This is a genomic window from Marinoscillum sp. (assembly GCF_965229915.1).
GTDB lineage: Bacteria > Bacteroidota > Bacteroidia > Cytophagales > Cyclobacteriaceae > Marinoscillum.
Genome location: NZ_CBDDJZ010000001.1, coordinates 3,796,713 through 3,821,734, shown reverse-complemented (window position 1 = coordinate 3,821,734; position 25,022 = coordinate 3,796,713). Strand labels below are relative to the sequence as shown.

Sequence of the window (25,022 nt, the reverse complement as noted above, 5' to 3'; positions counted from 1 at the left end):
TATTTATCAGTAACCCACCAAATTTTGAATGTCTTTGGCATTTATAACAACACACATTCGAATTACACTTAGTGCATTGTGAATCAGTAATTTACTATACGTAAGAAATTACCTTTTGGATGTCACATATCCTACAAACTCTAAACCCGAATTGGTAGATAGAAGTTCATTTGTCAATGATTTGACATTACTCAAACTTGTCCATGGACATTCGGTATATTGGAAAATAAACCAGCTACTTTTAGCCTACTAAGATTACATCATGTCACACATAGTCATTCTAGGAAATGGTATAGCCGGGATAACTGCGGCTCGTCACATTCGAAAACTGAGTGATCATCAAATCACGGTCATCAGTGGAGAGTCTGACCATTTCTTCAGCCGAACAGCGCTCATGTACATCTACATGGGACACATGAAATATGAACACACCAAACCGTATGAGGATTGGTTTTGGGAAAAGAATCGGATCGACCTAAAAAAAGCCTGGGTTACAAAAGCAGACTTTGACCATCGTCGACTCATCATTGATTCCGGCGAAGAAATCAATTATGATAAGCTGATCCTGGCAACGGGCAGCCAGTCCAATAAATTTGGGTGGTCAGGTCAGGACCTGCAGGGTGTGCAAGGTCTGTACAGTCTACAAGATCTCAAGTTGATGGAAAGGTCTACAGCCGCAGTTAAACATGCGGTCATTGTCGGGGGTGGATTGATTGGTGTGGAGATGGCTGAGATGCTCCATAGCCGTGGAATTCACGTGACTTATCTCATTCGGGAAGCTCACTTTTGGGGAAATGTATTGCCGGAGCAAGAAGCGACTCTCATCGATCGGCATCTCAGAGCACACGGGATCGACCTTCAAACAGAAACAGAACTGGAGGCCATTTTGGATGGTGGCTCTGGAAGGGTAGTAGGTGTCAAAATCAAATCCGGCGAGCAAATCGACTGTGAGTTTGTCGGGCTTACCGTGGGGGTACATCCCAATATCAGTCTATTCAAAGACACCAACCTCGAACTTGATCGGGGTATTTTGGTAGACGACTTCCTGCAGACCAATATCACTGATGTTTATGCAATCGGCGACTGTGCACAGTTGAAAAACCCACCACCACACCGCAAAGCGATAGAAGCCGTGTGGTATGTCGGGAGAATGATGGGGGAAACGGTGGCTCGCTCGATTACTGGCAATCCATGTAAATACATGCCAGGCATCTGGTTCAACTCTGCCAAGTTCTTTGATATTGAGTACCAAACCTATGGGAACGTACCTGCACGTCTGGATCAAAATCAAGGTTCCTTTTACTGGGAAAGCGAGGATGGAAAGAAATGCATTCACCTGGTTTATAGCAAAGAAGATAAAATCGTTGCGGGCATGAACGTATTTGGAATACGTCAGCGACATGAGGTGTGGAACAACTGGTTGCTGGAGCAAAAAAAGATCGGTGAAGTCATTGGAAATCTGTCCAAAGCCAATTTCGATCCGGAGCTCTTCAAACGCTATGAACCGGAAATTCAGAGACATTACAATGAACAGTTTGGCGAATCGGTAGCTGTTGAAAAGCCATCATTCTTCCAACGATTATTCAATTCATAACCACAGCTAATATTTATCAACCACAGAGAAAGCAGAGCCAAACAGAGAATTAAATAATAGTACCAATCAACTTGTATTCCCTGAGGTAAAAAAAACACGAAATGAAAGCAATTAGATCTACCGGACTCATCCTTTTCCTCTTTTCCTTCTTCCTTTTTCTGGGGTTGTTTTTGATGTCTTCCTACCGCTTATCTGAGGAAGATTACCGCGGCATTGTTAAGGAGGAGCATCAGGAGTTGTTGGATTCAAAATTCAAATCGATCATCGGCCAAACCTATTCTTTGAGCATTCCTTTTGTAAATGCCGTCAATGGAGCCATAGAGGAAGTCAATACGCAGATGCGAGCTGAGCAAAAGTGGGATAAAGTCATCTATGATCAGTATGCCAGTTCACTCACGAGAGCAGCCACTATCGGACTGATCAAAGAACACACCCTGCTACTATTCCTATTGGTATTCGTGGTGGGCACTTTAGGAGCACTCATGTTTATTTTGCCGCAAACCAGGTTAACTGGACCTCCCGGCATTAAAAACAATGGTATTTTTCATCACGCACTCAATAATCGGGGTTGGATCGGAATACTCATCGGTGGGCTTTTGATTGTCTTCTACATATTGCTTTATTTCTACGATGCCTACATCATGAACTGGATCATCCTGGTGGATCCTTTGCAGAAATGGATCAATCCTGACGGCACTTCCAGTCAATGGTTTCTATATGGGTTCCTGTACACGTTTGCCGTGGTGGTCATGGGTGTGAGGATGATCATCAAATACCGCCATAGCAAGTACCAGATCGTACGTACTTTGTCGGTCATGTTCTTTCAGCTGGCCATTGCTTTCTTACTTCCCGAAATACTGGTAAGACTAAATCAACCTTACTTTGATTTCAAAAACATGTGGCCGCTGGATTATGACTTCTTCGACGCGTGGCACATCAATACACTCACCTCCGCCGGAGGATTGGGCATTTTCATGTTTGCCTGGGGAATCACGCTTTTTGTTATTGGTGTTCCGGTCTTTGTGTTCTTCTTTGGCAAGCGATGGTACTGCTCCTGGGTCTGTGGCTGTGGTGGTCTGGCAGAGACCGCTGGGGATTCGTTTCGTCAGCTTTCAGACAAATCGCTTAAAGCATGGCAAATCGAACGGTACCTGGTGCATGGAGTGCTGGTTTTTGCCGTGATCATGACTGCTGGCGTACTTTATTCCTTCATCACCGGATCCAATACCTTACTTGGTCTGGACACTTACACCTACCTGCGCAAACCTTATGGGTTTATGATCGGCTCCATATTCTCTGGTGTGATTGGCACCGGTTTTTACCCACTCATGGGCAATCGGGTTTGGTGTCGTTTTGGCTGTCCCTTAGCGGCTTATCTCGGTATCGTCCAGCGATTCAAATCCAAATTCCGCATTACCACGAATGGTGGTCAGTGCATTTCATGCGGCAATTGCTCCACGTACTGTGAAATGGGGATCGATGTGCGCTGGTATGCACAGCGTGGGCAGAACATCGTACGTGCCAGCTGCGTGGGCTGCGGAGTGTGTTCCGCAGTATGCCCTCGCGGCGTGTTAAATCTGGAAAACAGAGATGAGGACGGTCGGTTCGGTCAGCCAATACTCATTGGTAATGATAGTATCAAAGTGGAAGGCTGAACCACTGTATGCATGTTCGTTTAGTCCATTCGCATTACCTTTATCAATACCCCGCCTATTTGCAATTGCAAATCAATCCAAACAATGTAACCCAAAAGCACCTTTTACCTGATAAGTAAACTTGCTTATGGCTTATAAAAAAATAGAGGATTACGGGATTATAGGGAACATGCGCACCAGCTGTCTGGTGGGAATCGATGGCTCTATCGACTGGATGTGTTACCCACACTTTGACTCACCAAGTATCTTTGGTAGAATCCTCGATCACCAAAAAGGTGGGTATTTCAAAATCACGCCACTTGATGCAGATGTCACCCAAAAGCAATTTTACTGGCCCGACACCAACGTGCTGATCACTCGCTTCCTGGCCCAGCACGGGGTTTGTGAAGTCATTGATTTCATGCCTGTTGGTAAAACCAAAATCGGTGAGCAACAAAATAGACTAGTCCGCTGGGTGAAGATGATCCGGGGAAGCATGAAAGTGAGAATGGAATGCATCCCAGCTTTTAATTATGCGCAGGATGACCATCAGACCATCATGGGCCCACAGGGAGCTGTCTTCCGTTCCAAAAAACAATCCATCACTTTAGCCACCTCGGTTCCCCTCCAAAACTTTCAAAATGGCGTCAGTGCGGAAGTAGAACTTCAGGGTGGTGAAACAGCCAATTTTGTGATCAAAGAAACGGAAGGTGGCGAACAATACTTTGAAGATTCTGTAGCCCATGAAGGCCTGATCAACACCATTGACTATTGGACCGACTGGGTGAAGCAGTGCACCTACAAAGGTCGCTGGAGGGAAATCGTCATCCGGTCCGCCCTCACCTTAAAACTCTTAACCTTTGAACCAACCGGCGCGATTGTGGCAGCACCAACCTGCGCCCTTCCTGAGGAACTGGGTGGAGTGCGTAACTGGGACTATCGCTACACCTGGATACGAGATGCGGCCTTTACCATCTATGGCTTGATGCGTATTGGGTTTACCAAAGAAGCGGAAAAATTCATGCACTGGATAGAAGAGCGCTGCTATGAACTCAATGATGACGGCTCCATCCAAATCATGTATGGTATCGACGGCCGACATGAACTGGAAGAAAAAGTACTGGATCATCTGGAAGGATACATGGGCTCCTCTCCTGTGCGCATTGGCAATGGCGCATTCGATCAATTGCAACTCGACATTTATGGAGAGCTGCTGGACTCCGTTTACCTCTTCAATAAATATGGCAGCCCGATTTCCTACGATCTGTGGAAACAACTGCGGAAGCTCATCAACTGGGTGGCTAAAAACTGGCACCTGAAAGATGAAGGCATCTGGGAAGTGCGCGGTGGAAGGCAGCATTTTGTCTACTCCAAACTCATGTGCTGGGTAGCACTGGATAGAGGAATCCGACTGGCAGATAAGCGCTCGTTCCCGTCAGACAGGGATATTTGGATGAAAGAACGAGATAAGATCTATGAGGAGATCATGACCAAAGGCTGGGATGACGAACTGCAGTCTTTTGTCCAAAGCTATGGCAGTAAAACGCTGGATGCTTCCAACCTGATGATGCCGCTCACCTTTTTCGTATCTCCTTCGGATACGCGCATCATTAAAACCATAGATGCCACACTTAAAAGTCCTGAACAAGGAGGCCTACTAATGGATAGTCTCGTGTATCGATACAATGTCAAAGAAACCAACGATGGCATTACCGGTGAGGAAGGCACTTTCAATCTGTGCACATTTTGGATGGTGGAGGCACTGACCCGAGCGGGTCAGCAAGACAAAGACAAGCTCGAAAAAGCGCGGCTCATGTTTGAACAAATGCTGACCTATGCCAATCATCTAGGGTTGTACGCAGAAGAAACCGGACCGAGAGGAGAAGCATTGGGCAATTTCCCACAGGCATTCACGCACTTGTCATTGATCAGTGCGGCATACAATCTGGACAAAACCTTAGGCTGATTATTCATCCATTTTGATTCGGAATCGTACAGCGTCTGCTATCAGGCAGATGCCCGCATTGAATGCAATCAGACTTAAGGTCCCCAAACCAACCCATTCCAGCCAAGGTGCTCCCTCGTGTTTGAGAAATCCACACTCTACGATGGCACAGGCTCCAAACCCGGACAAAGAGGCTCCCAAACCTCCTCTAACTAACCATTGCATTTTTGTTTTCATGCTTTAGCAACCTGACAACATGGGCAGTTGTTCTGCGTTACATAGATTTGCAATAATGAAACTACTCACACTTATACTCGGCATACATTTCCTACTGACCTCACAAGATGCAGAAAAGTACCTCAATGCAGGTTACGACAAATACCTAAACGAAGACTACAAAGGTGCCATTCTAGATTTCAACAAAGCCGCAGCCTATGCGCCTGAAAATGCAGAAGTCTACTACCTGCGTGGTGTCTGTAAATCTGCAATGGGTGAAAAGAAAGCAGCCATGAACGACCTCAACAAGGCCACAGAACTTCGCGAGGATTATGCTGAGGCTTACTATGAAAAAGGCTACATTTTTCTAGCTGATAAAAATGCTGAGCTGGCCATCAAGGAGTTTGACAAGGTGATCAAATACAACGACCAGTTTGCGGAAGCGTATGTCAGCCGAGGCACTGCCAAATGCATGATGAATGATGTGGAAGGTGCAGAAGCCGACTGGAAAAAAGCCAAAGATCTTGGGGTGAGCTATTCTGAATACATGGTTTGTGAATAGTTTCTTTAAGGGATGATTCTAGCGATGGCAGACAGTAAATCCTTTTCCACAAAAGTTGCCAGTTGATCCTCTCGACCACCCACCTGTATGGTTTTTATCCCAAGTTTTTGAGCTGGAATCAAATCGCGTTCCTTATCACCAATCATCCAGGACTGGGACACATCAATGTCATAACGAGCGATGGCTCGCTCAAACATCAGTGTACTGGGCTTCCGACTGAGTGATTCCGATTGATCGGGATGCCAGGGCGCATAATAGATTCTGTCAATCTGATGACCCAACTCTTGCTGCATGTAGTCGTGGCATTCTTGCATCTGAAAGCGTGTATAAATGCCTTTCGAAATGCCCGATTGATTCGTTACCACGATGGCCAAAAAACCTGCTTCTTTGATCCTGGTAATCGCCTCTATTACGCCTGGTAATATCTCAAAGCGATCAAGAGTATAGACATAGTCTGGATAGTCCCTGTTGATCACCCCATCCCGATCCAAAAAAATGCACTTATTCATGCTCAAAGAAAGTAAAATCATCCATTTACCTTTTAAAACCTCTCATCAAATTTCATTTTTAGAATGAAGGACAAATGGAGATTTTTTCTTAAAATACAGGTATGTTAGACTTCCAACAGAAAAAGCAACTCAGCATTCTGGTCAAGATCGCCATGGTAGATGAGGACTTTGCCGAGCAAGAAAAAAACGTCATTCGCAAAATCAGCAAGAAATACGGGGCTTCTGAAGAAGAACTTCAAGAGATTTTTAACTCACCGGACTACAATGAAAGTCTTGCGCCTATGAGCGTGATGGATAAAATGGATTTCATGATGGACTGCATGTTGGTGGTGCTGGCTGATGAAATGATCACCTCCTCTGAAGAGTACTTCGCCCGACAGATGGCCTCCAAGCTTGGTTTTGATCAGGAGGTGGTGGCTTACCTCATCAGTCATAAGGATACCTCCCGAGAAGAAATGCGGGAGTTGATGCTTCCATTCATGACTGCCTAAAGACCTTACCTTTCTTGTAGAACACTCTTGTGCAAATGCCTTGCCTTATCTCCCGTCTAGACCTTCAGAGAGTTCTAACCCCTGCTATTAAATTATTGACTTTCCGTCCCTGACCCTCCTGGCCAGCATTGCAGAGGACACATATTTTTTTCATTTTTTTGACCCACTTCCAGAATATTTCCTGTAGGCACTGGTAAAAGGGAAACATAAAATGAAGAAACTATGAAAATCAAATTCACTTTATTCAAGCAGTTCATGGTGATCATGGGCTTATTGACACTGATTACACTGGCCGGTTGTCTGGAAGATGAACCTCAGCCAAATGACGAAGATGAGATCAATCTGGAAGCTGCCTTCTCATTCAGCCCGGAAACACCGAAAATCGGAGATGAGATCAACCTGGATGCTAACGCCTCCTTCGATGCGTCTAATACGGGCTTTGAAATCTTGTGGGAACTGACAGAGGTACCTGAGGAATCTGAATCAGCACTGACCAATGCTACAAGCATTGAAACCAACTTTACGCCAGATAAAACGGGCGAATACACCGTGATGCTAACACTCACCACTGATGATGGAGAAGTCACTGACTCTGAAACTCAGGTGATCACCGTGATGCCCGGAGGCTATGTGGAGCTGAGTGGAGCGATCGACTCAGACAGAGTGTTGGAAAATATCAATGAAGAAGACGCCAGCCTGGTAGATTACCTGGTGATAGGAAATGTGAATGTATCTGCGCGCCTGACAATAGAACCGGGTGTGAACATCCATTTTCAGGAAGATCGATCACTCAGTATCACCTCCTCAGGAACTCTCGTAGCAGAAGGTACTGAAACGGACTCCATCATTTTTACCTCTGCAAATGAAGCAGGCGAAACACACTGGAAAGGCCTTTACATTGCCTCTGCCAGCAGCGAGAATAGCTTGAAATATGTTCAACTTAACTATGCTGGCAACTCCGAGATAAATTTCTCAGGCACCAACTACAAAGCTGGTATAGGAGTAGAATCCAGCGGCAAAGTGGCTATCGAGAATAGTTCGTTCATGAACAACTCTGGGTACGCCGTTTACATTGATGATGATGGAGGCGAACTCGCTTCATTCACAAACAACCACCTGGAAGCTAACGAAAACGGTGTAGCGATCTGGGTCAACGAAGTAGAAGCGCTGGATGCCACCAGTACCTTCGTCAACAACAGCTCCTCGGATGTGGAGATTTTCTCATCCACCATAGACGAATCTGTAGAAACTACCTGGAATGGGCTCAGCAGCGGTTCGGCTTACACGGTCTCCGGCAATCTGGCTATTCAAGGAACCTTGACCATCAACGAGGGTGCCAGGTTTCAGATGGAAGAAGACGTAATGATCTCCGTGACTGGAGCACTTATCGCGCAGGGAAGCGAATCCAACCAAGTGGAATTCACCACCGCTGATGTCAATCAGGGATTGCTTTGGAAAGGAATCTATGTCAATTCTGCAGATGGCCGAAACCAACTGGATCACGTGGCATTTAGCTATGCTGGCAATTCAGAGATGGACTTCTCAGGAGTTAATCACATGGCTGGATTGGGACTGGATGCCAATGGTAAAATGTCCATAACCAACTGTGTATTCTCAAATAATCAAGGATATGCCGTATATGTAGATGATGATGGTGGTCAGCTGGAAACCTTTACTGCCAACACTTTCACTGACAACATGCGAGCTGTCGGACTTCCGGCCAATGAGGTAGACGCTCTGGATGAAGCATCTACTTTCACTAACAACGCCAACGCTGATGTGGAAATATTTGCGTCCACTTATGAAGAAAACAAGACTACTTCATGGCCAAACCTTGCTGAAAATGCCACTTACAGAGTCTCTGGCAATGTATATATCGTTGGTGATGTAACCATAGATCCGGGAGCCTCCTTCGAACTGGATGAAAACGTCATAATAGACGTGTCAGGTTCAATAAGTGCTGTAGGAACCGCATCGGACCACATCGTCTTCACCTCATCCAATGTAAGTGGAGGATTGCTGTGGAAAGGAATCTACATCAGCTCTGCCAGCAACCTCAATGAGTTTGACTATGTAGATGTCTCGTATGCTGGAAATTCCGAGATGGATTTTGACGGCACCAACCATAAAGCCGCCATAGGCATAGAAAGTAGCGGAAAGGTAAGCGTCACCAATTCGTCCATTAGTGACAATGATGACTATGGATTGTACATCGACAATGACGGAGGGCAGATCGAGAACTTCGCGAACAATTCCTTCTCTGGGAATAGCAAAGCAATTGGTTTGCCGGCAGACGAACTAGATGCCATAGATGGCAATACCACGTTCTCCAACAACAGTTTTGCTGAGGTGGAGGTGTTTGGATCCACGCTGGCAGACACCAAAACGGTCATTTGGAATGCTCTTGCTGGAGATGCTTTTTACCGTGTGACAGGAAATCTGAATTTGAATGGAACTGTCACTGTGGCGCCAGGAGCTTCGTTTGAAATGGACGAAGATGTACAATTGGAAATATTTGGGGCATTCATCGCCGAAGGTACCGATACCGATAGGATCACCTTCACCACCTCCAATGTAGATGGCGGTCTTCACTGGAAAGGATTCTTCTTCCAGTCAGCCAACAGTCAAAATAAACTAGACTATGTGGAAGTATCCTATGGAGGTAAATCTGAGCACGATTTTGATGGAGCAAACTTTGCCGCCAATGTAGGTGTCAATGCCGGAGCACAACTCTCCATCACCAACTCCTCGATTTCCAACAGCAGCTCGTACGGAGTGTTTTCAATCGGCACAATTAACAACATTATTGGTGCAACAGCCAATAATACATTCACAAGCAATGTAGATGGCAATAGCTTCTAGGGCGGCAGAAGTTCGTCTAACATGCTTTGTATGTTTCCTAATCCCGGCATTTCCTGCCGGGATTTTGGTTTTTAAAGCCCTAAGCCAAATAGGATTAATCCATTAATTTTTAGTAAATTTCCAGTTCGCCCTAAAACGCCTGTTGTCATGATTAGTGAAGCCGAACTTCAAAAAACTATTGAACGGATCAATCAGGGAGATCAAAAAGCGCTAGACCATCTCTTCCCTATTGTTTACCAGGAATTGAGAAAAAGTGCCCATCTCATTCGACTGAGGTTCAACCAACAAGATACGCTTAACACCACGGCGCTGGTCCATGAAGCCTATTTGAAGCTATCCCAGGCCAACCTCTCCACGCTGGAAAACAAAAACCATTTTTTGAACCTGGCAGCTAAAGCCATCCGACAAATTCTTGTGAATGCTTGTCAGAAGAGAAGTGCTCAGAAAAGACCCCAAGGTAGTCGCTACCAAATTGAAGACCTGGAGGAGCAACTGATGCTCTCCGAAGAAAGCAAATCTGCCATACTGAGCATACAAGAAGCACTTAGCAGGTTAGAGATCAAACAACCCACCTATACCAAAATTGTAGAATGCAGGTTTTTTGCTGGCTTGTCCATAGAGGAAACGGCCAGCATCATTGGCTCAAGCCCAAGTACCGTAAAACGCCAGTGGAACATCGCTAAAACCTGGCTGCATCAACAACTCGTGTCGGTACCGGCGTAGCCTATGAAACCCGACCAGGAGCATAGAAAAGAATGGGCTGATTTCCTATCCGCCATAGGCGAATCGCAGCAAGTAGATGCACTCATCAAAGCAGAAAAAGAGGCAGACACCTACTTCAACTCCTTAATAGGCCAAATTGAGCGAGAAATCCAGGAAAGCCTGAATGTGTCCCTACCAGCCGGTTTTCAAATAGGAAATTACCAAATCACCCACCAGATTGGACAAGGAGGCATGGCGCATGTATATCTTGCTGCGCGCTCCGACGGGTTATTTGATCAACAGGTAGCTATCAAGCTGCTCTCAGCCGATAAAATGACCTCAAGCCACCGAGATCAGTTCAATCGAGAACGCGAATTACTGGCTAGTTTGAATCATCCCAATATTGCCAAAATATTTGATGGAGGTGTTTTGAAAGAGGGCATTCACTACCTGGTCATGGAATACGTGGCAGGTCAGCCCATAGATGAATATGTCAGCCAGAGGCAATTGACCACCAAAGAGATCATCCAGATTGTGATCAAGGTCCTTGCCGGCCTGCAACACGCGCATAACCAGTTCATCCTGCACAGAGATTTAAAACCAGCCAACATTCTGATCAATGAGTCGGGTGACCCGGTAATTGTTGACTTTGGAATTGGCCGCCAACTGGACGAGTCGAGTGAAGTACGAATGAGCTCTGGAACCCTGAGATACTTGCCTCCTGAAGCCATGGCCAATGCTTCTCCTGGCATATCAAGTGATTTGTTTCAAATTGGGTTGGTCCTAATGGAACTACTTTTTGAGCATCCCATCCCCGACACCAATCGGGAAGAAGTCTTCAGTTGCTTAACCAGTTGGGCATTTCAGGCTCCTACCTCCGCACCAGGCAATCTTGCTCCAGTGTTGGAGAAAGTCCTGCAAAAAAAACCGGAAGACCGCTACCAAACAGCTACCGAACTGAGTCTGGACTTGCAGCGATATTTGGAGCTGAAACCTACATCAGCAAGCAAAAATGGGCCCTGGCAGACCACATGGCTCTTTGCAAGAAGAAATACCGCGCTAGTTGTTTTGACAGCAATCATTGTGGTGATTTCGGTTGGCTCTGCCATTTTCAACCAAATGCAGATCAACAAAACACGGCAAGAAAAAGTGAAGCTTGAACAGTCCTACACGTTTCTCCGCAACATTTTTGCGGCTAATGATCCTACTCAAAACAACGGAGAGGAATTGTCTGCCAAAGACCTGCTACAAGAGAGCGAAACCAAAATAGCGGAGATTGAAGACCCGGAGATCAAAGCCTACAGTCTCAACTTATTGGGTACACTGTATGCAGAACTGGGCCTGTGGAAAGAATCTGGTCCTTTATTTCTAGAAGCTCTGGAGTTACTAGAGCCACTGAACCCACCTGGTATAGAGCTGGCCAATTTGCACAATAATCTCGGCGGATACTATCGCAACCTATCTGAATTGGCAAAAGCGGACTCTTCTATGACCCTGGCAGTATCCCTGATGGAACCAATAGGTGATGACTACCCGATCATGCTGGCTGGTGCTTACCAGGATTTAGGCTATGTTAAATTTATGAAAGGTGATTATGATGCAGGAGTATCATTGTCACAGCAAGCTATTGCTCTATTAGAAAAAGCCAGGAAAGAACATGTAAAACCAAATCAGGAATACACCAAGATTGCCCCAATTGAACTGGCTCATGCCTATAATGGACTCAGCTCGAATCAGAGGGAGCTCTCCCAATATGATCAGGCACTACAATCGGCAAAAAAAGCTCATCAACTTGCATTACCCTATGTATCAGAAGACTTCAGTGCCGTCTCCGTGGCCTTAAATAACATGGCATTGGCCCACAATCGGCTAGGTAACTACGAACAGCAAATCGAACTACTGAAACAAAAACTGGAGTCCGACTTGGAGCGTTATGCTTTGGAAAATCCACATGTACTCACCACATTGGCTAACCTGGGATCTGCTTATTACAAAGTGGAGGATTATCAAAAATCCGACTCCCTCACCTTGATGGCCTATGAGGTGTACAAAAAGAAGTATGGAGCTACTAACCAATACACCATTGTGACGCTTTACAACCTTGGAAACTCCAAGTACAACCAGGGCAAACACGATGAGGCTAACAAGTATTTCAAGCAAGTGCTAAAGGCCGACATCTCCAATCTTGGAGAAAATCATCCATACATCGCTGGTGATTACATCAGCTTGGGACATGTCCAGTACAGTAAAGAAAACTGGGATCAAGCCAAAAACTATTACGAAAAAGCACTTGACATTTATGTATCCAACTTTGGAGAACAACATCAAAAAGTAAGCTTTGCACATTCGCTCCTGGGGGAACTTTACGTAGATACATCCAACCCTCAGAAGGCCATCGAGCATTACCAAAAAGCTACTGAAATCAGTTTGGAAGTACTGGGAAAAAACCACCATCGCTACCAGGACTATCGCAGCAAACTGGACTCCCTCACCAAATAACCTACATCCATTTACTTTTAGAGGGTTTTTTGACAAAAACGAAACTAATACCATTTCAATTTCGACAAAAACGAAACTAATCTGTTACTTTAGCGTAATTCAACAGTATTACTAGTAAGAGATTATGAAAGGAACACAACTCGGAGAGCTTGAAGAGATCATTTTGCTGACAGTAGGTGCCCTATATGATGACGCCTACGGAGTGGCGATCATGAACGAAGTGGAGCAACGAACAGGTAGAAAAATCACCATCAGTACGGTACATGCAGCACTCAAGCGCCTGGAAGAAAAAGGCTATTGTGACTCTAGATATGATGGGGCTACCAAAGAACGTGGCGGCCGGAGAAAACACCACTTTCGTGTAACGTCAGCTGGTGAAAAAGCCCTTGCAGACTCTCGTGAAATTAGAAATGGGCTCTGGAATGCCATCCCGGACATTGCCTTTAACAGAAGTGAGTAAAACAGAATTTTGGATCGATCGTTTGTTGCGGCGTTTCTGCAATGAGGACCTCTACGAAGGGATCCGTGGAGATCTCTATGAACTCCGGGCTTACGAAATTGACAAAATAGGACTGAGAAGAGCCAACCTAAACTATCAGTGGCGAGCAGCTGGCTTTTTTCGGCACACCTTCTCTAAAAAGATCAATCAACTCAAACTAAATATTGCTATGTGGCACAATTTCCTCACCATCACGCTGCGTAACCTGCGCAAGCACAAAGCATACTCCATCATCAATGTGCTAGGCTTGGCCATCGGCATGGCGGCCGGTTTCATCATCTTACAGTACGTGTACTATGAGACTTCCTATGATCAGTCTTTTGATAACAAAGAAAACATCTATCGCGTCCAGCTCAACCGCTACAATAATGGGCAACTATCTACTCAGTGGGCTGCAGGGTGTGCAGGCGCCGGTCTGCACATGTACGAGGATTTCCCTGAAGTGATTGATTTTGTCAACCTTCATCAAAGTGGCGCTATGATCTCACGGGATAAGAATTACTTCCAACCGGAGTTTGCCTACTATGCAGGCAAAAACTTCTTTAAGATCTTCTCTATTCCTGTAATCCAAGGGAACAGAGAGACCGCATTAAATGAACCCTTTACAGTTGCCCTCAGTCAATCCATGGCCAAAAAACTCTTCGGTGATCAAGACCCAATGGGCCAAACAGTGAAGCTCAATGATGATGACGCCTTTCAAGTGACTGCTGTTTTCGAGGATTTTCCTGAGAAAAGCCACATGAAATTCGATGTGCTCTACTCCTTTGCCACTTATGTGGTTTATTCTGGAGAAGAGTCTCGCACTGAATGGCAATGGGATGGTTTTTTAAACTATGTGGTGCTTCAGGATGGTACGGACCCAAAATCTTTGGAAGCCAAATTCCCAGACTGGATCATCCAGCGCGAAGGCGAGGAACTGGAGCAGTACAATGCAGGAATGGAGTTTTTTCTTCAGCCGTTGACAGAAATTCACCTGATATCGAACTATCGTGGGGAGATCAAACCTACCGGAGATAAGACTGCTACATACTTTTTGCTCATCATTGGGATGTTCGTGCTTGTCATCGCTTGGATCAATTACATTAACCTTACTACAGCCCGATCGATCAACCGAGCCAAAGAAGTCGGTATACGCAAAGTCATGGGCAGCTTCAAAAGTCAGCTGGTTCATCAGTTTTTGTTTGAATCCACCTTTATCAACACCCTGGCATTCATTGGGTCAGTGGTCTTCGTTCTCTTAGCTTTTCCTTATTTCAATGACTTCATTGGGCGTCCTTCCAGCTATTCATGGCCGGACGCGGGCTGGTTTTGGGTAGGATTGTCCGTGCTCTTCCTTGTCGGCATCTTACTTTCGGGCTTCTATCCAGCCATTGTATTGGCCAACTTCAAACCTGCGACAGTGCTCAAGGGCAAGTTTAGCGGAAGTGGTAGCGGCAATCTCATGCGCAAAGGACTGGTCGTATTTCAGTTTCTTGCTTCTATCATTCTAATCACAGGCACCTATATCGTTTATGAACAGCTGCAGTTTTTACAAAATCAGGACCTGGGATTCACCACCCAACGAACCCTGGTGATTGAAACGCCATCCTACAGCCAGGACTCCGTACGCCAGGTGCGCGAAAGTGTCTTTAAAAACTTACTCAACAACGAAAGCTTTGTAGAAGGCGTGACCAACTCCACGTTCGTTCCCGGTAGAACACCAGGTTGGAATGCCGGAGGACTGAGACTGGTTTCTCAAACGGAGGCAGAAGCGAATCAATATCGGGTGATCGGCATGGATAAGAACTTCCTTGATTTTTATGATCTGGAGGTTATAGCTGGGCGTGTCTTTGATGATTCGTATGGCACAGAAGAAAACAGCATTATCCTCAATGAAGCGGCTGTAAAAAGAGTTGGATTTACAGAACCCGAAGATGTCCTCAACAAAGATTTTTACTTCTGGGGCGATACGTTTAAGATCGTCGGTATAGTGAAAAACTACAGACAGGAGTCCCCTAAATCAGATTATGACGCATTGGTATTTAGGTACTTCAGCTCGCCAAACGGGCTCTATTCAGTAGGAATCTCTTCCAGCAACATGCGCTCATCTGTAGATCGCATCGAGGAACACTGGCGGGCGGCCTTTGGTGACAAGCCCTTAGAATATTTCTTTCTGGATGATTTTTACAACGAACAGTACAAGGGAGAACTCAAGTTTGGATCTATTTTCAGTTTGTTTTCTGCTCTGGCTATTTTAGTCGCATGCCTGGGACTATTTGGACTGGCATCTTACATGACCAGCCTGCGTACCAAAGAAGTGGGAGTGCGAAAGGTTCTTGGTGCCTCATTCTCTAAAATACTGATACTGTTGACTGGAGATTTCCTGAAGCTGGTGGGTATTGCCATAGTCATCTCCATTCCACTTAGCTGGTGGCTAATGAACAACTGGTTGGAGAATTTTGCTAATCGAATCTCCTTGTCGCCGTGGCTATTTCTGGTACCAGCATTGGTACTGATTATCATAGCCATAGGCACAGTGAGCTATCACACCTACTACACAGCCAACCTCAATCCCGCAAAAACCCTAAAGGATGAATAATCAGGAGCCTAAATGGATTCTGAAATGGCTGAAAAAATTCTGTGCCGAGGATCTCATAGAAGGTATAGAAGGTGACCTGTTCGAGCTATTTGAATTAGAGTCTACCCGATATTCTGTATCCAGGGCAAGAAGAAGATATACCTGGAGAGCGCTTGGTTTTTTCCGAGTTGCCTTTATCAACAAACGAAAATCAATCACACATCAACTATTTACCATGATTGGAAACTATCTGAAAATAAGTGTTAGAAGTGCGCTAAAAAACAAGACTTCCTCCTTTGTCAACCTACTAGGTCTTACACTGGGTCTCGCAGCGTGCGGATTTCTAGCTCAATACATTTACCAGGAGTGGAGCTATGATCGACACTTTGAAAATCATGATCGAATTTACCGACTAACACTAGATATGGAGTTTGGGGATGATATGACAAAACTAGCCATCTCCCCTTCTGGATTTGGTAAAGTGGTAACCGAAAAGTCAGGCCAGGTGGAAGGATATGCGATGCTGAGAAGGTACAGCAACATCCAATTCAAAAAAGACAATGACCTGATCAAAACAAGTCGCATCTATCAGACGGAAGCTGGCCTCCAGGATATCCTCAACTACGAATGGCTCTCTGGAAATGCTCAAACGGCACTTCAAAGGCCTTACTCCATCGTCTTGACCAAATCTCTGTCTGAAAAAGTGTTATCGACAAGCACTAACCCAATAGGGCAAATACTTACAAGAGATAATAACGATCAATACACAGTGACTGGAGTGATCGCAGATCCACCAATCACTTCACATATCCATCCGGAAGCGTTCATTTCGCTGGAAGATCCAAGTGTGGTCAACCAAATGGACGCCTGGAGATGGGTCACTTACGTGAAGGTCATTGACCAGTTTGATCAAGTAAAATTCACAAGAACTCTTGCCGACATCAGTACAGAAATCTTTGGAGTCACTGGCGGAAGTGGTCGCGGAAGAATCTTCATACAACAGGAAAAGCTGACGGACATTCATTTCATTACTGACCGTAAGTTTGAAATGGAAGCCAATGATGGCAACAGAATCTACCTCCAGGGTTTTTCTATTTTGATCATCTTAATCCTTTCGATGAGTATCATCAACTATGTGAATCTTACCATTGCGCAGACCTACCAGCGTCTAAAAGAGGTAAGCGTCCGCAGAACCTTTGGCGCACAGAGGCCTCAGATCATTGCACAATTCTTTTTTGAATCGGCCTTAATGATTGGCTTGTCGGCCATTTTTTCCTTAGTGATCATTATAAGCAGTCAAACTTTATTTCAGAATTATGCAGGAATAGAGTTGAGTATCTTTCAAATCATTGAATGGAAAACTGTGCTGCTGATTACACTGCTCTTGGTGACTGTTTTGGGCTTGAGTAGTATCTACCCAGCTCTCAGGCTCTCAGGAATCAAGGCATTCCAGAAAGAACTTAAAATTAAATCCAACAAATTCAGTAGTGCTCTCCTGTTATTTCAGATGGCTCTGAGTTGCCTGGTGCTCATCGGCACCACCATCGTATATCAGCAATATGAGTTCATGACATCCCAAAATCTCGGATTTGATCAAACGCAGGTGATCACAACCAAAATGGATGATAACGCCAACAAAAACTACTGGGTGATACACGATAAACTGATGCAATTACCTGAAGTAGAATCAGTATCCTCAGCAGAACACACTCCAGGAGAAATGGCTCCTATCAACAACTTTGAATACACCACTAAAGACGGAGTTAAAAAAATGGTGTGTCCACATATTTGGGTAGATCAACATTATCTGGAAACGCTTCAACTAAACCTGGTTGCCGGTCAAAACTTTGAAGATTACCGAGGCTACAATGGCAAACGCATCGGAGTAATCATCAACGAAACTTTTGCCCGTGAAAGTGGATGGACCCCAGAAGAAGCTATTGGCCAAACACTCAAATCTGGTACCACATGGGAAGACAAAATCATTGGTGTGGTCAAAGACTTTCATTTGGTCTCTTTACATCATGTGATCGAGCCCATGGTCATTAGGCATATCGTAGGCGGTCGTCATTTAATGGTTAAAACCAAAAGCCAGCACTATCAGCAACTGATGAGGTCTATAGATCAAATCTGGCAGGAAACTGCTGGAACTGAGCAGGCTCAGTTCGCGTTTTTGGACAAACAATTTCAGCAGCAATATGACAAAGATCAAAAACAGGCAGAGCTATTTGCAGGTTTTTCCTTCTTGATCATTTTCATTTCTTTAGCAGGCTTATTTGGGTTAACCACCTACACGGTGCAGCGAAGGCTAAAAGAAATGAGTATTCGCAAAATACATGGTGCCTCCGCCAGTCAAATATTAACCTTAATGATCAAAGAGTTTGGTTATCTCTCACTACTGGCAGCATTCCTTGCCATTCCGGCAGCTTATTATGTATTCACCAGGTGGCTGGAGAATTTTGCCTACACCATTGAACTACAGCCAGTTTACCTAATGCTACCAGCGTTACTTCTTATCACGCTAATCGTATTTACTGCTGCCATCAGATCATACAAAGTGGTCCATGTCAACCCCGCTAACGTACTAAGAGACGAATGAGGATCTTGGTATTCACATTGCTCAGCTTGCTTCTTTGGAGTTGTTCTTCACCCGGACCTGGTCGGCAGGTTTGGGTGGACGATGGGTTAGTGAATGAACTAGACGGGTATTGGCTCTATTTGCCAGAAAGCTTTTCAAAAGAAGAAAGATGGCCTGTTTTGGTCTATCTGGTCGGTGGGGATATGGCCTCTGGACCTAACCCAAGATCAGCAAAGAATGAGGGACCTATTCGATATGCTGTTGGAAGCAAAGATGAACAGCTCTCCAACCTGGTTCTTGATAACTTCATCATAATCAATCCTCACATGACCACTGGTCCACGGTCAGAACGACAGTGGGGACAACATGCCGATGCAATAGTCCATTTGGTCGATCAGGTAATCAGCCAGTATAATGGAGACTCACAAAAGGTAACCATTACGGGGCCTAGTAAGGGTGGCAGAGGATGCTGGAGTGTGATCAAAAAGCATCCCGACAGATTCAACAAAGTTATTGCCATATCTGGACAGGTGTATTGCGAAAGTGGATGTGAGCAACTCATAGACAAACCCATCTGGATCATCCATAATGATGAGGATGACTTAGTCTCTTCGCAATACTCCAAAGATGTTGTTTCGTGGTTTCAAAACCATCAGATTGATTTTCTCAAAGTAGACAACATGAGCCTCTCTACGGATGAGCTCTCCAACCAAAAGCTCTTTACCTTATGCTCCAAAAAAGGTCATGATGCCTGGAGTGCGGCCTATTCATCCCCAGAATTTTATGAATGGATCCTAAACCACTAGGCCCCTTCTCTGGCGGCTTTTACAGCTTGTCCTAGTTGATGAACAGCCATAGCGTAAAGTTTACTGTGATTGTACCGGGTGATTACGTAGAAATTATTGAAGCCAAACCAGTATTCCATCGTACCATCTTCATGATCCAGCTCAATCAACGCCGCTTTGGCCGATGGAGAAATATTACCAGAAGGCATATAGCCCAGGTCACTGTAGTAACGCAGTGTGTTGGATGGTTTCACTGATTTAGTGCTCACTTCCTGAGGGTTGATCAGACTTGCCACCTGTGTGGTTACTTGATTGCCAGTTTCCCAGCGATGCACTTTCAGATAGTTGGCCACAGAGGCTATGGCATCTTCAGGAGTCATCAAGTCTCTTGTCCCCTGATCATAGCTTTTGGCATATGCTTCGTAGCTGGATGGCATGAACTGGCAGTAACCCATCGCTCCGGCATATGAACCCTTCACGGTATTCACATCCAGATGCTCCTTTTTGGCTATGATCAGGTACTTCTCCAGCTCAGAGGTGAAGTAAGAGGATCGTTTTGGGTAACCAAATGCAAGCGTATACAGCGCGTCCAACACCCGATAAGAACCCTTGATTCTGCCAAAATAAGTTTCCACACCGATGATGCCAATGATGGCTTCTTCTGCTACTCCAGATTCCTCACTCACAGCTTTGATCACTTCAGCATACTCATCCCAAAACTTCACACCTGCAGTAATTCGCTCCTCCTTCATGAAGATGTTTCGGTAGCGCTCCCAGGTCATAGTCCCCTCTGCTGGCTTACTGATCTTGTCTACAATGGATTGATCGTATTTGGCATTGTTTAGAATCACCGTCAACTCCTCCAGGGAATAATCGCTCCGCTCTGATACCTGTCGGGCAAACTCCGCCACTTTGGATTCATTAATTTGTCCCATTGACATGAATGCCATGCCAACCAGCACCACTACACCTACTACCTGTCTAATCATATTTCCCATTGTTTTTAATACGAATTCAAAGATGTCACGTTTTTACAGATATTAAAACTCAATAATCAAGCCACCTTGATTGAATGTTTGCTTAATCCTCTATTTTAGTAACATGAGATCAACAATCGCTTTAGTTTCCATCGTATCTGCCTTACTTTTTAGCTGTGAACCGTCGGAGAAGTTTTCTATAGACGAGTTGACCATAGTGACTAAAGACGCCAAAATCATGAGCGACTGGTATGCCGCTAGTTTCGGCTTTATGGATAGCAAAGACTATTCGCTGCTGTATCATGACAATCTGACGATCAAGCTGGTCGAGAATCCGGAAGCCAAGCGTCGTGATTCACTCAAAAAGGACTATAACATCCGTTTTGTTCCAGGTATACATAAGTTTGGATTTGCTACTAACCAGTTTGACGAGCTCATAGATCATTTGAAATCCAATGGAGCTCGGTTTCACGGAAGTGTTGTCAAGGACTCGATCCTGAACACGCGCATGATCATCGTGAAAGATCCGGACAACAATAACATCCAGATTTTTGAAAGTGCCCAGCCTGATAGGCTAAAACCTAACTTCTTTTGCCTGATTACAGAAAATGTAGGTGAACAAGAGAAATGGTATCAGGTCAATTTCCCAATAGAGCAATCGCATCGATTGGATCAACCGGAAAATGACGTGTACATACGCCTGCTGACAGGCCAACAAGTAGCTATCGAACTCCTGCAGGTAGATCATACCAACATCATGGACGAACTGGACTACCCCAACATCACCGGGTTTTATTCGATGGAAGTGAAAGGAGCAAATGTCTCTTTTGAGTATGACCATGATGGCAACAAGATTTTCACCCCTCCTACAAAGTAGACGCAGCGGATGAATACTCCGGTTGCTGGTGACTTTTTCCTGATGGAGGCGCATCATAAAACCTCAAAATGACCTTTTGCTCACTTAGCTTTTGGATCTCTGTATGGTCATTGAATTTTTTATTCAGTCCTTTGACCAACGAAATGAATAAATCGATCAAGTTGCGGTCCGACTTGTAGGTTAACTCAAGTTCGTTTTCGCCAAGCCAGTTGTACAAAAACCTCGGTGGATACGAGTTTTCTATGTGATTGGTGACCGTTTCATGGAGTCGGTCCAGCTTGGTTACTCCTTCTTTGGTAGAGGTCATATTTCGATAAAACACGCCGTATACTCTTGGTGAATACTCGCAGCACCAATGCACCCCAAACTCATCAAATAGCTCCGAGAGTTGAATACCTAGTGTGTTGGCAGCCAATACGAACAGCTCCATGCTCTGCACTTCATCAATGTCATCACGGATTTTGGTACCATAGCTGAAATCAGCTTGATGTCCCGCTGCTTTCGCCACTTTTTCCCATGCGGTATCTCCATGGTTAGCCTTGATTGTCTCTTCAAGGCAAAAATGAATTGTCCCTTTCATAAGGTAATGTTGATGGTTAAAATAATGGTGTTATAAGCCTATTATGACCATAATTGTTATAACCTCACCACACAATCCACCTAATCAACTGATTCACAATAGGTTAGTCCACTCTATTCAAAACTGAATCCGGGAAGTATTTATTCGTTAATGCGACCATTTCATCTCCTTTCACAAACATATCTATGGTGATGTCTTCCGTATGGGAGAGGCCACACGCACCGAGGAGCTCCAATACGGCATGAATGGTGTTGTGATGAAACTTATAAGCTCGCTCAGCCTTGTCCGCGACCACCAGCCCCTTGGTGAGCATTTTATTGGTGGTAGCCACACCCGTAGGGCAGGTATTATTGTTACAGCGCAGTGCCTGGATACAACCAACTGAAAACATAAATGCTCTAGCAGAATTGCATATATCCGCACCAAGAGCACGCATTCTCAATATAGAAAAGGCGGTAAGTACTTTCCCACTTGCGATAATTTTCACTTCTTTACGCAAATTGTATTTAACCAGGGTACGGTGGACAAAGATCAGTGCGGGTTCAAGAGGCAGCCCAACGGAATCAGAAAACTCTAGTGGGGCCGCTCCAGTACCGCCTTCCGCTCCATCCACAGTAATGAAGTCTGGCCATATCTGCAGTGTGATCATTTTCTCCACCAGATCAATGAACTCTTCTGTACGGCCTACACACAGTTTAAAACCGATCGGTTTGCCGTCGGATAAGTCGCGCAGTTGCTGGATGAAGTGCAACAAATCCTCAGGTCCGTGAATGTCGCGGTGACTCGGTGGGGAGATGATCGTAGTATGTGGTTCCACTCCCCGAATTTTAGCAATCTCCTCGTTGTTTTTGATCGCTGGAAGTACACCACCATGACCCGGCTTAGCACCCTGCGATAACTTGATCTCGATCATCTTCACTTCCGGCAAGGCTGCTTTTTCCTTAAACAAATCTGGATCAAAACCTCCATCAGCCCGCCGACAGCCAAAATAACCAGTCCCAATCTGCCACACCAAGTCACCTCCTTGCAGGTGATAGTCAGAGATGGCACCTTCACCGGTATTGTGATAAAAATTTCCTTTTTTCGCTCCCTGATTCAGAGCCATAATCGCATTTTTACTCAAAGCTCCATAGCTCATCGCACTTACGTTGAGAATGGAGGCGCTATAGGGCTGTCTGCATGAGCCATTGCCAATGGTAACTCTTGGAAAATCCTTGACCGGTGGAGTGGCATAAATAGAATGCCGGATTGCTTCATAGTGATCATTGTTGATCTCCAGCTGTGTACCAAACGGATGGGTGTCATTAACTCCCTTGGCTCGCCGATAAACCAATGCTCGGTGATTCCTACTGAAGGGTTTTCCATCGGTGCTTCGTTCAATAAAATATTGCTGAATCTCTGGACTAATCGTTTCGAAAAAATAACGAAAGTAGCCTAACAGCGGAAAATTCCTTAGGATGGTATGGTTGGACTGAACCCTATTGTAAAGGCCTATCAAAGCCAGCGGTCCCAAGACGGTGTATGACCACCACCATCCGGCATAATAATAACCCACTACTCCAACAAAAACTAAAATAATAGGTGTGAGAATATAAAAGGTATGTCGCATATTGAATGAATTTCAGCCAATATACGAATCAATCAGAGCATTACAATGTTCCGAAAAATTATCCAATGGCCTCAGCCACGGCAGCTACATTCTTCTTACTGTTACCAACAAAGATCTGACCATCAATGATAAATACCGGTCGCTTCAAAAAGGTGTACTCATCCAGTATGTACTGACGATAATCCTCCTCGGCCAAACTCTTATCTTTCAGGCCTAGCTCCTTGTACTTACGTGCGACTCTGGAAAACAAGCTTTCATATGATCCAGTCAACTCTTTCATTTCATCCAGCTGAGCCGGAGTAATCTTTTCTGTTTTAATGTCCTGATAGGTAAAATCATCTCCTATCCCAAGCTCTTTGATAATGCGCTGACACGTATTGCAAGTAGACAAATGGTAAACTTTCTTCATAGGTTAATTAGCAACTAATCGTAAAACACCTTTTCCTTCCACGCCAAGATAAATAAATCCATCCGGTCCCTGGCGCACCACACGCACTCTTCCGATTCCATCCAATAATTTTTCTTCTTTCACTATTTTGTTGTCTTCCAGTTCACATCGGTGCAGATATCCAAACTTTAAGGACCCGACCAACAAATCACCTTTCAAAGCTCCATACTTATCGGAGGTCACAAAATCCATCCCACTAGGAGCGATTGATGGCACCCAATAATTGATCGGTTGTTCCATTCCATCTTTTTCGGTGATTGAAGTGAATGAGGTACCGTCGTAGTTGACACCATATGAAATTACCGGCCAACCATAATTCTTTTTTGGTTGGATCACGTTGACCTCATCCCCGCCTTTGGGTCCGTGCTCATGTTCCCAAATAGCTCCCGTAAATGGATTCAATGCCAATCCCTGTGGGTTTCTATGACCATAGGAATAGATGGTTTGCATAGCGATTGGGTTACCGTTGTATGGATTGTCCGCTGGTACACTTCCATCATCATTCATGCGATGGATTTTGCCACAATGATTGTTAAGCGCTTGTGGATTTTCATCCCTATTGCCCCGGTCTCCTACCGACACATAGAGGTATCCATCCTTGTCAAAAATGATTCGGGAACCATAATGGTGCCTGGTAGTTGAGGCAGGCTCTGCACGAAACACCTCAGCAGATTCCACAAATGAATTTTTACTCAGTTTGCCACGCACTACAGCTGTAGTAGCCAGCTTGCCACCCATCGGTTTGGAATAGGATAGATAGACATATCCGTTGCTGGCATAATCGGGATGGACCTTCACATCCAGAAGGCCACCCTGACCTTCAGCCACCACTTGAGGCGTACCTTTAATTTCGGTCAGATTGCCAGCACTGAGCCTAAAAAGCTGTCCATCTCTTTCTGTAATGAGCATGTCACCATTGGGCAACCAATCAATTCCCCACGGAACGTTGACTTCATCTGTAACCACTTCTGTACTGTATACCTGGGCACCCGCCATATAGCTGATGATTACAATCCAAACTAAACCAATGTATTTCATGAGTTGATGTTTTAGCAAATCAACGGAAGTGGTTTCCATTTTGTTCTTGTTTCCTAATTC

Annotated in this window: 20 protein-coding genes; 13 read left to right on the top strand and 7 right to left on the bottom strand. The window is 44.9% G+C overall.

The window, feature by feature from the left end:
* Positions 1 to 262 precede the first annotated feature (262 nt).
* From ACO067_RS16425 to ACO067_RS16415, 3 genes are all read left to right on the top strand, one after another.
* Complete coding sequence (locus ACO067_RS16425) at positions 263 to 1,594, top strand: NAD(P)/FAD-dependent oxidoreductase (protein ID WP_421875957.1); 1,332 nt, start codon at positions 263 to 265, stop codon at positions 1,592 to 1,594.
* 101 nt (positions 1,595 to 1,695) lie between these two features.
* Entirely contained in the window at positions 1,696 to 3,249 is a 1,554-nt protein-coding gene (locus ACO067_RS16420; RefSeq protein WP_421875955.1) for a 4Fe-4S binding protein, read from the top strand.
* A 127-nt stretch (positions 3,250 to 3,376) separates the two neighbouring features.
* Complete coding sequence (locus ACO067_RS16415) at positions 3,377 to 5,194, top strand: glycoside hydrolase family 15 protein (protein WP_421875953.1); 1,818 nt, start codon at positions 3,377 to 3,379, stop codon at positions 5,192 to 5,194.
* On the opposite strand, the gene ACO067_RS16410 is transcribed toward ACO067_RS16415, so the two are convergent.
* Complete coding sequence (locus ACO067_RS16410) at positions 5,195 to 5,410, bottom strand: hypothetical protein (RefSeq protein WP_421875951.1); 216 nt, start codon at positions 5,408 to 5,410, stop codon at positions 5,195 to 5,197. It abuts the gene before it with no gap.
* 55 nt (positions 5,411 to 5,465) lie between these two features.
* Here ACO067_RS16410 and ACO067_RS16405 point away from each other — a divergent pair, with 55 nt between their 5' ends.
* Positions 5,466 to 5,951, top strand: coding sequence for a tetratricopeptide repeat protein (locus ACO067_RS16405; RefSeq protein WP_421875949.1), 486 nt, complete (start codon positions 5,466 to 5,468; stop codon positions 5,949 to 5,951).
* A 5-nt stretch (positions 5,952 to 5,956) separates the two neighbouring features.
* Here the strand turns inward: ACO067_RS16405 and ACO067_RS16400 are convergent, their stop codons facing one another.
* A complete protein-coding gene (locus ACO067_RS16400; protein ID WP_421875947.1) occupies positions 5,957 to 6,460 on the bottom strand; it encodes a D-glycero-alpha-D-manno-heptose-1,7-bisphosphate 7-phosphatase in 504 nt (167 codons plus the stop codon).
* A gap of 101 nt (positions 6,461 to 6,561) precedes the next feature.
* On the opposite strand from ACO067_RS16400, the gene ACO067_RS16395 reads away from it, so the two are divergent.
* The 8 genes from ACO067_RS16395 to ACO067_RS16360 all read left to right on the top strand — a co-directional run bounded on the left by ACO067_RS16395 (position 6,562) and on the right by ACO067_RS16360 (position 19,454).
* On the top strand, positions 6,562 to 6,951 hold the full coding sequence (locus ACO067_RS16395) for a hypothetical protein (RefSeq protein WP_421875945.1): 390 nt from the start codon (positions 6,562 to 6,564) through the stop codon (positions 6,949 to 6,951).
* Between the two features lie 222 nt (positions 6,952 to 7,173).
* On the top strand, positions 7,174 to 9,813 hold the full coding sequence (locus tag ACO067_RS16390) for a right-handed parallel beta-helix repeat-containing protein (protein ID WP_421875943.1): 2,640 nt from the start codon (positions 7,174 to 7,176) through the stop codon (positions 9,811 to 9,813).
* Positions 9,814 to 9,960: 147 nt separating this feature from the next.
* Complete coding sequence (locus tag ACO067_RS16385; RefSeq protein WP_421875941.1) at positions 9,961 to 10,536, top strand: ECF-type sigma factor; 576 nt, start codon at positions 9,961 to 9,963, stop codon at positions 10,534 to 10,536.
* 3 nt (positions 10,537 to 10,539) lie between these two features.
* Positions 10,540 to 13,014 (top strand): tetratricopeptide repeat protein, encoded by a 2,475-nt coding sequence (locus tag ACO067_RS16380; protein ID WP_421875939.1) that lies wholly within the window; start codon positions 10,540 to 10,542, stop codon positions 13,012 to 13,014.
* A 124-nt stretch (positions 13,015 to 13,138) separates the two neighbouring features.
* Complete coding sequence (locus ACO067_RS16375) at positions 13,139 to 13,474, top strand: PadR family transcriptional regulator (RefSeq protein ID WP_421875937.1); 336 nt, start codon at positions 13,139 to 13,141, stop codon at positions 13,472 to 13,474.
* Positions 13,467 to 16,091, top strand: a complete 2,625-nt coding sequence (locus ACO067_RS16370; RefSeq protein ID WP_421875934.1) for an ABC transporter permease — start codon at positions 13,467 to 13,469, stop codon at positions 16,089 to 16,091. The genes ACO067_RS16375 and ACO067_RS16370 overlap by 8 nt, the downstream gene beginning before the upstream one ends.
* Complete coding sequence (locus ACO067_RS16365) at positions 16,084 to 18,669, top strand: FtsX-like permease family protein (protein ID WP_421875932.1); 2,586 nt, start codon at positions 16,084 to 16,086, stop codon at positions 18,667 to 18,669. The genes ACO067_RS16370 and ACO067_RS16365 overlap by 8 nt, the downstream gene beginning before the upstream one ends.
* A complete protein-coding gene (locus ACO067_RS16360) occupies positions 18,666 to 19,454 on the top strand; it encodes an alpha/beta hydrolase-fold protein (protein ID WP_421875930.1) in 789 nt (262 codons plus the stop codon). The genes ACO067_RS16365 and ACO067_RS16360 overlap by 4 nt, the downstream gene beginning before the upstream one ends.
* On the opposite strand, the gene mltB is transcribed toward ACO067_RS16360, so the two are convergent.
* Positions 19,451 to 20,422 (bottom strand): lytic murein transglycosylase B, encoded by a 972-nt coding sequence (gene mltB, locus ACO067_RS16355; protein ID WP_421875928.1) that lies wholly within the window; start codon positions 20,420 to 20,422, stop codon positions 19,451 to 19,453. The two genes, ACO067_RS16360 and mltB, sit on opposite strands and share 4 nt — an antisense overlap.
* Positions 20,423 to 20,534: 112 nt before the next feature.
* Here mltB and ACO067_RS16350 point away from each other — a divergent pair, with 112 nt between their 5' ends.
* Positions 20,535 to 21,287 (top strand): VOC family protein, encoded by a 753-nt coding sequence (locus tag ACO067_RS16350; protein WP_421875926.1) that lies wholly within the window; start codon positions 20,535 to 20,537, stop codon positions 21,285 to 21,287.
* On the opposite strand, the gene ACO067_RS16345 is transcribed toward ACO067_RS16350, so the two are convergent.
* The 4 genes from ACO067_RS16345 to ACO067_RS16330 all read right to left on the bottom strand — a co-directional run bounded on the left by ACO067_RS16345 (position 21,277) and on the right by ACO067_RS16330 (position 24,962).
* Positions 21,277 to 21,867 (bottom strand): heme NO-binding domain-containing protein, encoded by a 591-nt coding sequence (locus ACO067_RS16345; RefSeq protein WP_421875924.1) that lies wholly within the window; start codon positions 21,865 to 21,867, stop codon positions 21,277 to 21,279. The genes ACO067_RS16350 and ACO067_RS16345 overlap by 11 nt on opposite strands.
* A gap of 103 nt (positions 21,868 to 21,970) precedes the next feature.
* Positions 21,971 to 23,476, bottom strand: a complete 1,506-nt coding sequence (locus ACO067_RS16340; RefSeq protein WP_421875922.1) for an FMN-binding glutamate synthase family protein — start codon at positions 23,474 to 23,476, stop codon at positions 21,971 to 21,973.
* 58 nt (positions 23,477 to 23,534) lie between these two features.
* A complete protein-coding gene (locus ACO067_RS16335; protein ID WP_421875920.1) occupies positions 23,535 to 23,885 on the bottom strand; it encodes an arsenate reductase family protein in 351 nt (116 codons plus the stop codon).
* A gap of 3 nt (positions 23,886 to 23,888) precedes the next feature.
* Positions 23,889 to 24,962 (bottom strand): PQQ-dependent sugar dehydrogenase, encoded by a 1,074-nt coding sequence (locus ACO067_RS16330; protein WP_421875918.1) that lies wholly within the window; start codon positions 24,960 to 24,962, stop codon positions 23,889 to 23,891.
* Positions 24,963 to 25,022 lie beyond the last annotated feature (60 nt).